Raw genomic sequence first — 13,695 nt, 5'->3', positions numbered from 1 at the left:
CTCCGTTAATGGCTAAGGCCATTCCCCACGCCATTCAGAAAAACTTCGACCAGCAGATCGGTGGTGTAAGTGCGCTCAATACCACGATGCAGGTAGAGCTTTCCGCGCTTATTGGCTGATGCTGTCCAGGTGCTGTCTTTGTGCTTTACGAGCATGCCGGGCAGAACTGCGCCGCGGTTGACCGTCTGGGTGCCATAGTGCTGATGAACCATGATGATTCCCTCTCATTTGCCCTTGTCGCCAGGCTGGCGGAACGTTTCTTTAACCTGATGCGCGTTAATCACTCCACCTCATCCGACTATTCGTATGCCGTCGGCGGCTACTTCGTGGGCTCCATGCCTGGGTGGTTCGTAGTGCGTCTTGGTGATGATGATTAAACACAATGTTTAATGTGGTGTCAACAAAATGAGTATTAATGGGTAAGCAAATGGCTTGGGTAATTCTTTTTTGTGAGAAGGACTGCGAATTTTTACAAGGGCAGTTCTGGAGGGTTGTAGGCACAGAAGGAAAGACTGCCTCGTTAGAGTTAACTTCTATTTGCTTCAATGGAAAGTGATGAAGAAATGATAAGGGCGGCGGCCAACTTGAACTCAACTCGTAAAGTTCATTTTTTAGCCCGGCATCCCATCACTCGAACATATCCTAGGATGAGGTGCATGCAGGGAATGACAAGGAGATCGTAATGATGGAACCGCTCAGGCATGATGTGAGCGAATAGAAGAAAATGCTGATTCAAAAGGAATTTTGACTCTGATTCTATTCAACATATGCTTTTTTTATGATTTGCTTAAAATAAAAATTATTCTTATGAAATCAGGTCAATAGAAGTTTTTCACGCTCCGTTTCTAAAATTAATTCTGGGATTAGAATCGATTGATTAAGTGATTGTTTTATGCGGTAATTTATAATAATTGATTTGTTTAATGAATAGGTCTAAAGTGTAAATACGTTTCCCTCCATCATAAGGGAAATATTCCGCCATCATACGGGATCCATCAAAACCCGAAAGCAGGATCTGTTTTCGGGTTTTAACTTATCTCAACTTATGAATGTCACCATGGGTTAATAAATCATATGCTAAGAATAATTTTCGGAAATCCGTTTTCAGATTATCATTTTCGCAAGCTTTGAATTGCTGGAACGCCTCGTACTTGACATATTTTTCTAAATCATCTTTTTCAAGTTGCTTAATGTTTTTAATTACAATGAATAACTCTTTTTGCTTGCTGAAGCCAGCTCCCTTGATGTCATTAATTGTATTAAATACTCTTCTGGCGTTAACTTTATCCAAGATTATCGCTGCAATCATATTATCAAGTTTACCATGTCTTTCAATTCTTTGGTTTAATCTCGATAATGATTTCGCAGTTAGGTTTAAATCTTTTATATTACATGAAGCAATTATTTTAGAAAGTGGTAGCCTTAGTGTATTTGTAGAACTAATAATAAATTCAATAGCAAGCTTGTTAGAAATTTCATTTTTCTCGAATAAATAATCTTCGACGTAATTTAGTTCTTTTATTTGAGTAAATACATACTTTTTGTCGCCAAGTGCAACTACAAGGTTTTTACCTTGTTTGACGCTATCTTCTAATTTGTCTAAGTCAGAGGGCGATACTAATAAAGTATTTAGATTACCTTTTTCGCCTTCATTAACAATTAATGTTTTGATTGCTCTTTGATAGCGCAATACATCGTATGGCGATAGACCCTCGTCAATATTGCTTATTTCATCGTAAATCTTTTTATAATTGTCGGTTTCAACAGATGTGTAGGTGACTTGTAATTGTTGATCGGTGATCTGTTTCGAGAGTACTTCTTGCTCATCTGGTTTGTGCTGAATGAGAATTATCCGTTCTGCTGATTTCCTTCCATCTTCTTTTGGTAACTGAGAGGAAAAATCAGATAGCAATTTTTTTACATTCCTATCAGTTAATGAATAGCCAATAAAGAGAATTGGGTTTTTGATCATGTTGGATAGTATTTTAGCGCTAATTAAAATAGCTTTACTATCATATTTTTCATAATCATTTGTATTAATAATTATTGACTGTGGATCTTTTATGTCTCCATGGATTTTGTATAACTCACTCCATCCAACTGTATCCTCAAAAAATCCATTGTTACCAATATATAATTTAGGGTTTATATCTTGTTCTAAAAGTAGTTCTTCGATAAAGGCATCATAATTAGTAGTGATGATCATTTTTGCTTTTTTTAGAAAGCGTTTAAATGAATTTAATTCTTCAGTGTTAATGTCATCTTTAAGTGCTGATTTAGAAAACCTTTGACAAATAGAGTATTTGAATGGTGAGATATTTTCACTAAAAACTCTTTTAGCATCTAACCCCTCAAGTTTAATTAAATTCTCGGTAAACATTCTATTGAAATCATTTTCAATCTTGCTTGCAGCTTCTGTATAAATCTTATGATCTAAATCATAATTTTCATCATCAGAGTTTTTGTGTTTTTCCTTAATGCTTAATAAATAACTATAAAAATCCATTTCTGGATTTGTTTTTTGCCAGTATTCATGTAACAACTCTTCCCAAGTGGGATAACTTTGTAGATACCTTTTTGAAATGCCAGATCCAATGAAGACTATGGGGTAATTTTTGAAGTCAAATATTTGTTCTGACATATCAATATCCTTCAAATTGAGTCGATTTCCTAGGGTTTACACATTGTTGGAATTGCTCCACAGCAATTAATTGCGACCTGTAAACCCTCAGTATTTAGTTTCAATTATTTTTTAACTGAAAAATGTGGCACAAAAACTCAGCTATAGGCTTTGTTTTTAAATTCGTTCAAAAAACACACGAGAATAGGGGCTCAATCATCTTGTGAACGAAAACGTCCCATCATGTACTTCTCATATAGTTCATCCAGTTCTTTCAAACGTATGGCGAAGACTCGTAACATGTTCTGTTGTTCTTCCTCAGGCAGCTGGCGATATAGCTCCAGCAGACGCTGCTCGTCCGCCTTAAGACCGCCTTTTTCATCTACTTCTTGCCCTAAAAGCCAAGCAAGACTCACCCCTAGCGCGTCCGCCAGCTTAATAGCCGAGCTTTTACCTATTGTCCCACGCACGAACCAGTTATTTACAGACTGGGAGCTAACGCCGCATATCCGGGCCATGTCAGCTTTGGAAATACCCTTCTGCTCAATGATTTCATTAAGCCTGCGCACTTGCGGGTGATCTGTCTGATGAGTTTTCTCTTTCATAACAAGATTCTAAACCAAAAGTTTATTAGCTCAACACTCAAAAAGTTGACATAAAACTAAACATTATGTTTAATTGTTGTCACATTACTCTTGGAGTCCTATATGAACGCATTAGACAAAGCCATTGCAGCAGTAGGTAGCGCAACAAAATTAGCTGAACTTTTATCTATAAGCGCAATGAATATTAGTCATTGGAGGAATCGCAATGGGGGGCAAGTACCTCAGATGCGAGTGCTTGCGATTTTCCACGCCACTGGCGTAACTCCCCACGAACTGCGCCCTGATCTCTACCCGAACCCCACTGATGGTTTACCTAAGTAGGAGCACTGCCAATGCAAACACGAATTTTTAATCATGATAGCAGCCCGGCCCCAGGACTTGTGATATCGAAATATCAAGAGCTTCCGCGCAAATCGTGCAAACTCTCGAACATTCGGGAGGCAGTAAAGGCCTGGAACAGGGCAACGCCCGGCGATGCGCAAAACTACATCTCGCAGCTGGTTGCGAAGGAGTGGATGGCGCGCGGCGGCCGCGGCCTGCTGCTGGCCGGTTCGGTTCACGGCACCAAAGTTAACTTCTTCCGGATGATTAACACGCCCGGGCCGAAGTACGACAAATACCTCGAAACGCTTATCCCGGTGATCGTGGACGTTATGGCTCGTGACAACGAGAAGGTGGCGCGCGAGTTCGGATTGGTCGAAAAAACCGGGGCTGAGAATTTAGCCTGCTCCATCAAGGAGTGTGGCGAGCTTCATCAGGTAAGCGCACTTGGCGCGCCGGTGAACGTCATTGTGAAGGAGGGGCGCGAGGCGGTCGAGTCGATCATGAATCTGATACCGAAGGAATCCTGGGGTCAGGTATTGGGAGGTTTTATCACCGTAGTTCAGGGAGTTCTGTAATGACAGGTATTCAAAAGGCGAAAGCCCCTCTGCGGGAACAGAAAGGGCTCTCTAGTGCAACAAACGTCAGTCAATTGCGGAGATAAGTATGTCAAATACCGCTGAAATATACAAATTCCCCGCGCAGCAGGGAAAACAGGAGAGCCGCATGGCTGAACTGGAGAACGGCTATTTGCGTTTAGCCAACCAGATTCAGGATGCCCTGTGTATCGTCGAGCTATCGGGTCGGGAATTCCGTGTTCTGAATGCCATCGTTCGGCTGACGTATGGCTGGTCGAAAAAATCAGACCGGATCGCCAACAGCCTCATCGCAGACAAAACGACGCTGAAGGTGAAGCATGTTTCTGAAGCCGTGCTGAATCTGGCTTACCGGAACATCATCATCCTGCGCCGGATTGGGCAAACCAGATACATTGGGATCAACACCAACCTGGATAAATGGGCTTACGCCAAGCCAAATTGCACGAAGTGTCCAGCGGCTTTCCCTGCTGCTGAAGTTGTCACATGGGTTATCACCATCCCTGAATTCAGGGATAGCAATTTTACCTCTTCAACCATCCCTGAAAACGGGGATAACCATCCCCAAAAACAGGGAAAGGGATCCCTGAAAACAGGGAACACCAAAGACATTCTTCCAAAGACAAATATAAATACAGATCTAACCCCCTCTAATCCCCCAAGGGGGAAGGCGAAGTTTGACCCGCTGAGTATCCCGGTTCCTGAATGGCTGGATGCGTCGTCCTGGAGTGAGTGGGTTGCCTATCGCCAGCAGTCTGGCAAAGCCATTAAAACCGAGTTGACCGTCACCAAGGCGTTCAGCCTGCTGAAAGAGTGTCTGGACGAAGGTCACGATCCGGTAGCCGTAATCAACGCAAGTATCGCCAACGGGTACCAGGGACTGTTCAAGCCAAAATTCGGCCTGAGCCGCCGCAATGCGGGGCGGGATGTTAATCACATATCCCAGCCAGACAAGAAAATCCCAACGGGTTTCAGGGGGTAGCGATGAAAAGCCTAATCGGAACTGGCAGCGCACTTGAGCGCCTGAAGAAGTTCATCCCGGCCAGCGTACAGCCGAAATTTAACAGCGTCCAAGAGTGGCAGGCATGGCAGGAAGCTGAGGGCCGCAAGCGCTCTGACGAGATCGACAAGCAGAATCAGCGTGCGCGCTCGGAGAAGATTTTTGGTCGTGCCGGCATCCAGGCTCTGCACCGCAGTTGCTCGTTCGCGAACTACCAGGTGTCGAGCCCGGAGCAGCGCCAGGCGTACAGCATGGCAAAGAGCTACGCGCAGAACTTTGGCGGCGGCGGATTCGCAAGCTTCGTCTTCAGCGGCGCGCCGGGTACCGGGAAGAACCACCTGGCAGCGGCGATCGGTAATCACCTGCTGGCGGCTGGCCACTCCGTTCTGGTCGTGACCATCCCTGACCTGATGCTCCGCGTGCGCGAATGCTATGACGACGGCCAGTCAGAATCCTCCCTGCTGAATGACCTGTGCAACGTCGATCTGCTGGTGCTGGACGAAGTCGGGATCCAGCGTGGTTCCAGCGGTGAGAAGGTGATCATCAATCAGGTCATCGACCGCCGGCTCTCCGCCATGAAGCCTGTTGGCATCCTGAGCAACCTGAATTACGAAGAATTGGTTGCCACACTTGGCGCGCGGGTCGTGGACCGTCTCCGGATGGACAGCGGCATTTGGGTCAATTTCGACTGGGCCAGCTACCGCGGGAAAGTGTCACACCTGCGTGCCGTGGGTGGTAAGGGGGCTGCAGATGGCCAGTAACAACCTCTGGACAATCATCCGCGCCATCCAGCGCAGCGGGGAGATCACCCCGCGTCAGGTTCGCCGGCTGCTGGGCTGCGACAGCAAAAAGGCCTGTCGCCTGCTGGAGCATCTCGTTTCTGCTGGTGCTGTGAAGAACATCGGCCAGCGCCGCCATCCGGTCTACGTCATGGAGCCGGGCGGGGAGACTCGCATTAAGCCGATGCCAGAGGCGCGCCAGCGTTCCAGCATTGCAGACGTATGCCGCCAGAACTGGCAGGGCTATCAGATCCACAAAATTATCGGGAGTGCACGGGCATGAATGATTCACTGAACAACAAAGAGCTGGTGGCCGTTGGTCATCAGTTTGCGAAGGCGATGAGCACCGACACGCCGATCATCGATATGGCGAAGATTGTGTCGCGCCTGGCCGAACGGCTGGACTGCACCACCGCGGCGCTGCGGGAGATGACGAAGCAGCGGGATGCCGAACATACCGATGTGCTTGTCTGGGAAAAAACGATGTACAAGGTCTGCGGTGAAGATGGACCGAAATCAGTGGCTGATAAGTTTGCCGAACTGGAAGCCAAGTTCGCGGCGCTGGCTGCTGAGAATGCGGCGCTGAAAAAAGCCGAACCGGCACCGTTCAGTAAGCTGATGATGGAAGCGCTTGACGCTTATCAGTCTGGAGCTGACGACGTGCCAGAACTGGCGATGCTGAGCGCATACACAAAACTGCGAGATGGCATCAAAACTCCGGCAACCGACGCATTTCTGGCTGAAGTGCGGGCGCGGGTCTGGATCGAAGCGAAATATTACACGAGGTCCATGCTGGAAACCGATTCTGTTGACCATCTCGATTTTCTGTTCGATTCGAAGGTCAACCAACTTCGTCAGGGAGGAGCCCAATGACCATCAACCAAGTTTTTACTCCGACCGGGCTGGGCGGCGATCACCCGGCCAACGGCCCGCTCAGCGTTGAGCGGTTGATCCGCGTTCGTGACGAACTGGCAGCAGCAGCAAAACGTTCTGACGGCGGCAACCTCGGTTACATGATGGCTGACGCAGCGAAGGCTATCGATGAAGTTCTGGCGCTGCGGAAGGCGTGGCAGGAGCCAACGGAGTATCTGACCCACGTAGTTGATGACGAAACTGGAGAATTCAGCGACAGAATGAATTTTAGCCTTCCAGTTGGCACTAAGCTCTACGCAGCACCACAGTTACCGCAGCCAGCTATGCCGGATATCGGTGAAATCCGCGTTGGCCGCCTGCCAACCATGAACCAGGATGAATACCCTGGCTTAGGTGATTGGTGGGTGCAGCTTCGCATAGGTGACGATTATGAAGAGGTATTGGCGCGTGTTTATGGAGCTACGCCACAGGAGGCTAACAGCAGGGCTGAAGCGTTAGCCTGCCGCTCCGCCATGCTTGAGTCGCTAACCACCATCAAGGCCGCGTCAGCACTGACTTCTCCACCAAAAAATGAAGAATCGCCCAGCACCATGCTTAAGGGTAATCACCGCGACTTATCGTATCCAGTAGACCCTCAGGTGGATGAGTACGAGAAAATCATGCAGCAGGCCGTGCCTGATGGGTGGGCGGCTGTGCCGGCAGAGCCGACTGTCGAGATGCGCAGAGCCTTTCACAAGGCAAATGACGAATGCAATTCCCGATTTGTTAGCCCAGACCATCAGTGGCAAGCCATGCTCGAAGCTGTGCCGAAGCGGGAGTGATTTAGCGCAAATTTGGCGGTGACAGATCGTGATAATGTGATCTGCCACCCATTTTGTGGCGTGGAAATTACAAACCTAGGTAAATTAAAAATGAAAAAATTTGGCGTGGCATGGGTTGTTGCAGTAGCTGTGGCAGTCTTAATGCTCAGCGGATGTGCAAGTCAATCGGACTGGGCAGTATATCCATCAGCACCTGGCTTCTTTTCTGGCTTATGGCATGGGTGGATTGCTCCTTTCGCACTTATTGGACACCTGTTTGATAGTTCAATTGCGGTGTATTCCGTACCAAATAACGGCGGCTGGTATGATTTTGGATTTTTGTTAGGACTTGGCGCGTTCGGTGGCTCAGCGGGTGCTGCATCCCGATAGTACTGTAAATTACCAGCAATCAGGCCTCTCCGGAGGCCTTTTTCTCGCCCACTGGAAGCCAGCAGAACGGCCTGCGAGATGCCTGATCGATAATACCGATCGATATCACGAGATTGATCTATGAAATCGATCAGATATTAACCGTGGCGCGGCAACAAATTATCAACCTGACATGAAGTGTCAGCGCCGCAATATACCCTCAGGCGCAGGCCTGCTCCTGGTTTGACAGGATTGAGGGGTTTCTAATCAGATATTTATCCCAGCGCTTTCTGCCCCGCCGAAGTGTTAAAAATAAGCGTCAGTTTTTACACGGAATTAGCATAAAAATTTATTAAAATCAATCAGATGAATGAACTTGCGTACACATGCGGTTCCCGTGCATACTTAAGCCAAACGGATAATTACTGTTTATATATACAGTGTTTTGTTGTATGGTTTAAGTGCTACAGAAAAAAATGAATTTTTCTTCCGGCGAACCTATTAGGAAATTTGCGCCATTTGTTATTTTGGCGCTGTGGAGTGGAGTTCTCCCCGCCGGGAGAGGGTATTTGGTGATAGCAAAGTGAGGAGGTCGATGTGAAAGAAAAGCAGGAGCAGGGTGACTGGTACGACATTATTAGGCGTTCAGACGGCAAGCTTATTGGTTCAATGCCGTTTGAAAGCCGATATCTCGTTTACACCAGGAATGGCATGGTGTCGTGCCGCCCGCTGCTGGAGGATGAAGGGATTTTTAATCTTTCGTCCGGAACCCGTTTTCTTCGCCGCCTCGGCTATCGCGTCAATCAACCCTCTGATATTATGATATCAACGGACTGAACACCCGTTGACCTGATGCGCCACGGAGAACACCATGGCGCAGTTACAACTCATCAAGAATTCTGCAGGAACACTGATCCCCGCATCGCCGGAGACCAGCGAATTACTGCAATCAAAAATCAAGCTCGGCGCCGTGCTGGTGGCCGACTTCAAACAGGTCCGTAACCCGGCCTTCCATCGTCGTTTCTTTGCACTGCTGAATCTCGGTTTCGAATACTGGGAGCCAACCGGCGGCGCTATCTCGTCCAACGAACGCAAGCTAGTGACCGGCTATGCCAAATACCTGGCATCGTTCGGCGGGAGTGAATCTGCGCTGCTGGATGCTGCTGAGCAGTATCTCGAACGCATCGCCGACAAGCGCACCGGCAGCATCAGCGCCTGCAAATCCTTCGATGCGTATCGCGCCTGGGTGACCATCGAATCCGGGCACTATGACGCCATCCAGCTGCCTGACGGCACCCTCCGGAAACATCCCCGCAGTATCGCCTTCGCGAACATGGACGAGACCGAGTTCCAGCAGCTCTACAGGGCCGCGCTCGATGTTCTGTGGCGCTGGATATTGTCCAGGACATTCAAGAGCCGTAGCGAGGCGGACAACGCCGCTGCTCAGCTGATGAACTTCGGGGGATGATGCCGATGAAATCCTCATGGTTCCAGCATACCGATTGCACTACGGCGCAGGCAGACGAGCTGGTGGCGACCTACCGGGCGCGCGGCGTGGCCGTAGAGCGCAGCCTTAATCGTGACTTCATCACCTGGACCGTCAGCGTCCGGCTGCCGGAAGCAAAGCGGCAGGAGCGAACGCCGCGGACATTCCGCCAAAAGGTCTGGGGGTGAGCATGGCTGATTTACGCAAAGCAGCACGCGGTCGCGAATGCCAGGTGCGGATCCCCGGCGTGTGCAATGGCAATCCTGAAACATCCGTTCTGGCGCATATCCGCCTGGCTGGTCTGTGCGGCACCGGCATTAAGCCGCCTGACCTGATCGCAACCATCGCATGCAGCTATTGTCACGACGAAATAGACCGCCGAACCCACCGGGTGGATGCGGAGTATGCAAAGGAGTGCGCGCTGGAAGGTATGGCACGCACACAGGTCATCTGGCTGAAAGAGGGGCTGGTGAAGGCATGAATACTTACAACATCACGCTACCGTGGCCGCCGAGCAATAACCGCTATTACCGGCACAACCGCGGGCGCACGCACATCAGCACAGAAGGGCAGGCCTACCGTGACCGCGTCGCCCAAATCATCAAAGACGAGATGCTGGATATCGGCATCACCGCGCCGGTAAAGATCCGCATTGAATGCCACATGCCTGACCGCCGCCGCCGGGACCTGGACAACCTGCAGAAGGCTGCATTCGACGCGCTGACCAAAGCCGGGTTCTGGCAGGACGACCAGCAGGTTGACGATTACCGCGTAAAACGGATGCCGATCATCAAGGGCGGCAAACTGGAATTGACCATCACCGAGCTGGAGCCAGCATGAAACCAGAACTGATCGAATCGCTTCGCATGCGCTGGCTGCGCCTCCGCATTTATCGCCGCCCGGGTACAGTGCTGGTGGACTACCGCATTCTTCGTAACTTTATTCGCATCTACCAGATTGCAGGAGCTGCAGCATGATCACTCAAGACCTGGAATTTGTACGCCAGCAGCTCATCGTTGCGACTGCAGATCTGAGCGGGGCGACGAAAGGGCAGTTGATGGCTTGGTTGGAGAACGCCCAGTTCGACACGAAGACCTTCAAGCGGAAGAAGCCCAAAGTTTGGGACGAAGAAAGCGAAGAATGGGTACCGGTTGATAACCCACCGATCCCCGGCAAACAGTCACACGCGAAAGGCTCGCACATTCCGCTGGTTCAACCGGTCGAATACTCCACCGCTTCATGGCGCCGGGCGGTCCTGTCACTCGAGGAACACCAGAAGGCGTGGCTGCTCTGGAACTACAGCGAGAACGTGCGCTGGGAGAACCAGGTAACGATCACCCAGTGGGCCTGGGCCGAGTTTAGGGCGCAACTGGGAACCCGGAAGGTGGCCGGCAAAACGATGGACAGGCTGAAGGCGTTAATCTGGCTGGCGGCTCAGGACGTTAAGGAGGTATTGGTCGGGCGTGACCTTTATCAGTATGGGGATCTGGCCGCGTTGGTGGGCGTGAGTAAAACCAATTGGTCGACGAACTATGTCGAACACTGGGAGGCAATGGTGAGGTTGTTCGCTCGCTTAGATACTGACTCGCTGAATCAAGTTTCGCGATCACGTTCACAACAAAAAGCTACAAATTATCACCCAAGTATTGCAGAAATGAACTAATTGACGTATATTTCGACTAAATCCGATATCGTCGCCATAGCTTTGGTTGTCGACCGAATTATACAAAAGAGCCCGAGGTTAATGCCTTGGGCTTTTTTGTTTGTATGGAAACCCAACAGTACTTCATGCGTCACAAAAATGATGCATAAATCTATTGCCACTTTGTCTCTATTGCCGCTCGGGTGCTATTTTTAAGGGGCATTCGATAATGCTCTCGATACAATTATTACACTTGGGTGGGGAAGCACCCATACGCAGAGACAACTGCATGACCCTGACCAGCATTTATTGCTGGTCTTTTTTATCCGCCATTAGCTCAACGGGAGAGAGCACGGAGCTTCTACCTCTGTGGTTCGGGGTTCGAATCCTCGATGGCGGACCTGCAGGAGTTGTAACAACCCTCTGATTTTTGTATTGCTGGTCATTTGGGTATAATTACAACTCCAACAAAATGAGGCTTGAAATGAACTGGATTTTCTATAAGGGGCGCTGGTATTTAATTACTCCACTGCCTTTAAATAGAGAATACCGGCTTTCCATACCAGGCGAGCGCGGCTATTTGATACTCAGCAGACAGCAGCTAAAAATTGCCGTGAGCAAAAGCCTTGCCCTGAGTGTGCTTCCTGAGGAAGCATCAGAAGAATGATATCTCATTGTATCTTAAATATACTGAGGATTCGATGATGGAAGAGGGATTTTACTAGATACAGCACAACGGCTTAATTCAGGTGGCTTATTATAGCAACGGCGAAACTAAAGATCTCGAGATAGGTCTGAACGTAGCTGGTATCTGTTATCTCACGCAGAGTGATGCTCTCTGCGACAACGGTGAAGCTGATGCCCTGAAGGTGCGTCTATATTTTTCTGAAAATCTAAATGCTTAGCTTGCAAAGAATATTTAACCGTTTTATAACAATTGTGTTGTTAAAAAATAACAAATAATAAGCGGGAATATATGAGCATTAAGATCGTCCATCAGATTGCAGAGCCTGAGAAAGAAGAACTTTTAGTCGGGCTTAGAGGTTATAACGCGCGTTTTGTAGATTTCAGTAAGCTTGGCCAGTTAGGTGTCTTTTGCAGGGATGATTCTGGAGTAATGACAGGTGGTCTGATAGCAGACACAAGGGGACCGTGGCTTTGTATCGATTATTTGTGGGTAAGCGACTCAGAAAGAGGTAGTGGCTTAGGCAGTAAGCTTGTCAGTCTGGCTGAACAAGAGGGTATACAGTTAGGATGCCGTCATGGTCTCGTTGATACGTTCAGTTTTCAGGCATTACCTTTTTATGAAAAACAAGGATACGAACTCCAGATGTCGTTATCGGATTTTCCGGTAGAAGGCTCCCAGAGACATTATTTAATTAAGAAAGATTTATCTAATAAATAGCATCCATCCATGAACTTCGTAAGGCAACCAATGGGCGGCCTTTTCGTTTTAAATGATTCTGGCCGACTTAGCCCCATTGGTCTCTTTTTGTTCATACTGAATAAATAAACAGATAAAGTTAGCTTTATTGAAGGAAGGCGATTAGGCTGCGCCTGTGGTGAATCCCCCTAAGCGGTGGGGCGACTAGGCGAAACGAGTCGGGTTTATAGAACGCGGTTCTGTGGTCTAGCGCAGGGTCACCGGGAGGCACCCGGCACCACAACCTCAGTATCATCAATATCTAAGGCTACCTATTGGCGGCCTTTTGATGTACATGATTCTGACCTACATAGCACCGCCGGTCTTTTTTGTTCGTACTAAATAAACAGATAAAGTTAGCTTTATTGAAGGAAGCCGATTAGGCTGCGCCTGTGGTGAATCCCCCTAAGCGGTGGGGCGACTAGACTGGGAGGTGAATGACGCGATTCTGTGGTCTAGCATAGAGTCACCGGGAGGCACCCGGCACTACAGTTCCATTACCACAGATTTTAAGGCTGCCGATTGGCGGCCTTTTTGTTTTACATGACCTATGTCAGCAGAGCAGCGTTGGTCTTTTTGTTCATACTGAATAAATATACAGATATAAATAGCTTTATGGCAGGAAGAAGACTAGGCTGTGCCCGTGATGAATCCCCCTATGCGGCGGGGCGACTAGACAGGCAGGTGAGTAGCGCGGTTCTGTGGTCTGGCGCAGAGTCACCGGGAGGCACCCGGCATCATAAACCCACATATGCTCCCTTGTCCGAATCTGATGTAGGCTATGCCGTCCTCAGCAGTTCTAGATTCTGTTTTACAGTTCAGATAATGTCGTCTTGGTTAGTTTTATCAGAGCTTGCAGAGGGCACAAAGTATGGAAGAAGGGTTCTACTGGATACAGTACGGCGGCAGGGCGCAAGTTGCTTATTATGCTGACGGCGAAACTGAAGACCTTGAAACAGGCAGAATCATCAAAGGTATCTGGCACCTCACACAGGACGATGATATTTGCGATGACGGAGAAGCTGAAATTTTAGCAGGACCGTTAACGCCGCCACATATTTGAAAGAAACGCCGGTGCGCTTCAATATATGGTATAGGCTTATAAGTGGTGAATCCCCCTGTGCGGTGGGGCAATCCAGTTAAAAATGTGTAAGTGTGCTTGCGGCTCGTATAACTGGTAA

Annotated in this window: 21 protein-coding genes, 1 tRNA gene and 1 pseudogene; 20 read left to right on the top strand and 3 right to left on the bottom strand. The window is 48.6% G+C overall.

All coding sequences use genetic code 11. From position 1 onward, the window contains the following. Positions 1-5: 5 nt before the first annotated feature. Positions 6-221 (bottom strand): annotated as a pseudogene (locus V7Q49_RS05740) (cell division inhibitor protein); the annotation flags it as partial. On the opposite strand from V7Q49_RS05740, the gene V7Q49_RS05735 reads away from it, so the two are divergent. Then, positions 141-377, top strand: coding sequence for a hypothetical protein (locus V7Q49_RS05735; RefSeq protein ID WP_333849780.1), 237 nt, complete (start codon positions 141-143; stop codon positions 375-377). The pseudogene V7Q49_RS05740 and the gene V7Q49_RS05735 sit on opposite strands and share 81 nt — an antisense overlap. Positions 378-1,033: 656 nt before the next feature. On the opposite strand, the gene V7Q49_RS05730 is transcribed toward V7Q49_RS05735, so the two are convergent. Further along, positions 1,034-2,641, bottom strand: coding sequence for an SIR2 family protein (locus tag V7Q49_RS05730; protein ID WP_333849779.1), 1,608 nt, complete (start codon positions 2,639-2,641; stop codon positions 1,034-1,036). Positions 2,642-2,832: 191 nt separating this feature from the next. Then, positions 2,833-3,225, bottom strand: a complete 393-nt coding sequence (locus tag V7Q49_RS05725) for a helix-turn-helix domain-containing protein (protein WP_333849778.1) — start codon at positions 3,223-3,225, stop codon at positions 2,833-2,835. A 102-nt stretch (positions 3,226-3,327) separates the two neighbouring features. On the opposite strand from V7Q49_RS05725, the gene V7Q49_RS05720 reads away from it, so the two are divergent. The 19 genes from V7Q49_RS05720 (at position 3,328) to V7Q49_RS05630 (ending at position 13,577) form a co-directional block, all read left to right on the top strand. Continuing rightward, a complete protein-coding gene (locus V7Q49_RS05720; protein WP_285127761.1) occupies positions 3,328-3,546 on the top strand; it encodes a transcriptional regulator in 219 nt (72 codons plus the stop codon). An 11-nt stretch (positions 3,547-3,557) separates the two neighbouring features. Further along, the gene (locus V7Q49_RS05715; RefSeq protein ID WP_333849777.1) at positions 3,558-4,124 is read left to right on the top strand and encodes a hypothetical protein; all 567 of its coding nucleotides are present in this window, start codon (positions 3,558-3,560) and stop codon (positions 4,122-4,124) included. A gap of 82 nt (positions 4,125-4,206) precedes the next feature. Then, positions 4,207-5,124, top strand: a complete 918-nt coding sequence (locus tag V7Q49_RS05710; RefSeq protein WP_333850498.1) for a replication protein — start codon at positions 4,207-4,209, stop codon at positions 5,122-5,124. 2 nt (positions 5,125-5,126) lie between these two features. After that, entirely contained in the window at positions 5,127-5,903 is a 777-nt protein-coding gene (locus tag V7Q49_RS05705) for an ATP-binding protein (RefSeq protein ID WP_333849776.1), read from the top strand. Continuing rightward, positions 5,893-6,204, top strand: coding sequence for a hypothetical protein (locus V7Q49_RS05700; RefSeq protein WP_333849775.1), 312 nt, complete (start codon positions 5,893-5,895; stop codon positions 6,202-6,204). Before V7Q49_RS05705 ends, V7Q49_RS05700 begins: the two co-directional genes overlap by 11 nt. Continuing rightward, entirely contained in the window at positions 6,201-6,794 is a 594-nt protein-coding gene (locus V7Q49_RS05695) for a hypothetical protein (RefSeq protein ID WP_333849774.1), read from the top strand. The genes V7Q49_RS05700 and V7Q49_RS05695 overlap by 4 nt, the downstream gene beginning before the upstream one ends. Next, a complete protein-coding gene (locus V7Q49_RS05690; RefSeq protein WP_333849773.1) occupies positions 6,791-7,615 on the top strand; it encodes a hypothetical protein in 825 nt (274 codons plus the stop codon). Before V7Q49_RS05695 ends, V7Q49_RS05690 begins: the two co-directional genes overlap by 4 nt. 18 nt (positions 7,616-7,633) lie before the next feature. Next, positions 7,634-7,984, top strand: a complete 351-nt coding sequence (locus V7Q49_RS05685; protein WP_333849772.1) for a hypothetical protein — start codon at positions 7,634-7,636, stop codon at positions 7,982-7,984. Positions 7,985-8,560: 576 nt separating this feature from the next. Continuing rightward, complete coding sequence (locus tag V7Q49_RS05680; RefSeq protein WP_333849771.1) at positions 8,561-8,800, top strand: hypothetical protein; 240 nt, start codon at positions 8,561-8,563, stop codon at positions 8,798-8,800. Positions 8,801-8,834: 34 nt separating this feature from the next. Beyond that, positions 8,835-9,431, top strand: a complete 597-nt coding sequence (locus V7Q49_RS05675; RefSeq protein WP_333849770.1) for a DUF1367 family protein — start codon at positions 8,835-8,837, stop codon at positions 9,429-9,431. Beyond that, positions 9,431-9,637, top strand: coding sequence for a hypothetical protein (locus V7Q49_RS05670; protein ID WP_333850497.1), 207 nt, complete (start codon positions 9,431-9,433; stop codon positions 9,635-9,637). The genes V7Q49_RS05675 and V7Q49_RS05670 overlap by 1 nt, the downstream gene beginning before the upstream one ends. A gap of 2 nt (positions 9,638-9,639) precedes the next feature. Next, entirely contained in the window at positions 9,640-9,930 is a 291-nt protein-coding gene (locus tag V7Q49_RS05665) for a DUF1364 domain-containing protein (RefSeq protein ID WP_333849769.1), read from the top strand. After that, entirely contained in the window at positions 9,927-10,289 is a 363-nt protein-coding gene (rusA, locus tag V7Q49_RS05660; RefSeq protein ID WP_312077539.1) for a crossover junction endodeoxyribonuclease RusA, read from the top strand. The genes V7Q49_RS05665 and rusA overlap by 4 nt, the downstream gene beginning before the upstream one ends. Further along, positions 10,286-10,426: a YlcG family protein gene (locus tag V7Q49_RS05655; RefSeq protein ID WP_057107415.1), complete on the top strand. Its 141-nt coding sequence runs from the start codon at positions 10,286-10,288 to the stop codon at positions 10,424-10,426. Before rusA ends, V7Q49_RS05655 begins: the two co-directional genes overlap by 4 nt. Beyond that, positions 10,423-11,112 (top strand): bacteriophage antitermination protein Q, encoded by a 690-nt coding sequence (locus V7Q49_RS05650; RefSeq protein WP_333849768.1) that lies wholly within the window; start codon positions 10,423-10,425, stop codon positions 11,110-11,112. The genes V7Q49_RS05655 and V7Q49_RS05650 overlap by 4 nt, the downstream gene beginning before the upstream one ends. 305 nt (positions 11,113-11,417) lie before the next feature. Beyond that, a tRNA-Arg gene (locus tag V7Q49_RS05645) sits at positions 11,418-11,491 on the top strand. An 84-nt stretch (positions 11,492-11,575) separates the two neighbouring features. Beyond that, positions 11,576-11,758 (top strand): hypothetical protein, encoded by a 183-nt coding sequence (locus tag V7Q49_RS05640; RefSeq protein ID WP_333849767.1) that lies wholly within the window; start codon positions 11,576-11,578, stop codon positions 11,756-11,758. A gap of 309 nt (positions 11,759-12,067) precedes the next feature. Further along, positions 12,068-12,496 carry a GNAT family N-acetyltransferase gene (locus V7Q49_RS05635; RefSeq protein ID WP_333849766.1) on the top strand — a complete coding sequence of 143 codons (429 nt, stop codon included), beginning with the start codon at positions 12,068-12,070 and terminating at the stop codon, positions 12,494-12,496. A gap of 889 nt (positions 12,497-13,385) precedes the next feature. Further along, positions 13,386-13,577 (top strand): hypothetical protein, encoded by a 192-nt coding sequence (locus tag V7Q49_RS05630; RefSeq protein WP_333849765.1) that lies wholly within the window; start codon positions 13,386-13,388, stop codon positions 13,575-13,577. Positions 13,578-13,695: the final 118 nt, after the last annotated feature.

It is taken from the genome of Leclercia sp. (genome assembly GCF_036780805.1).
GTDB lineage: Bacteria > Pseudomonadota > Gammaproteobacteria > Enterobacterales > Enterobacteriaceae > Enterobacter.
This window is presented reverse-complemented; position numbering and strand designations above follow the sequence as displayed.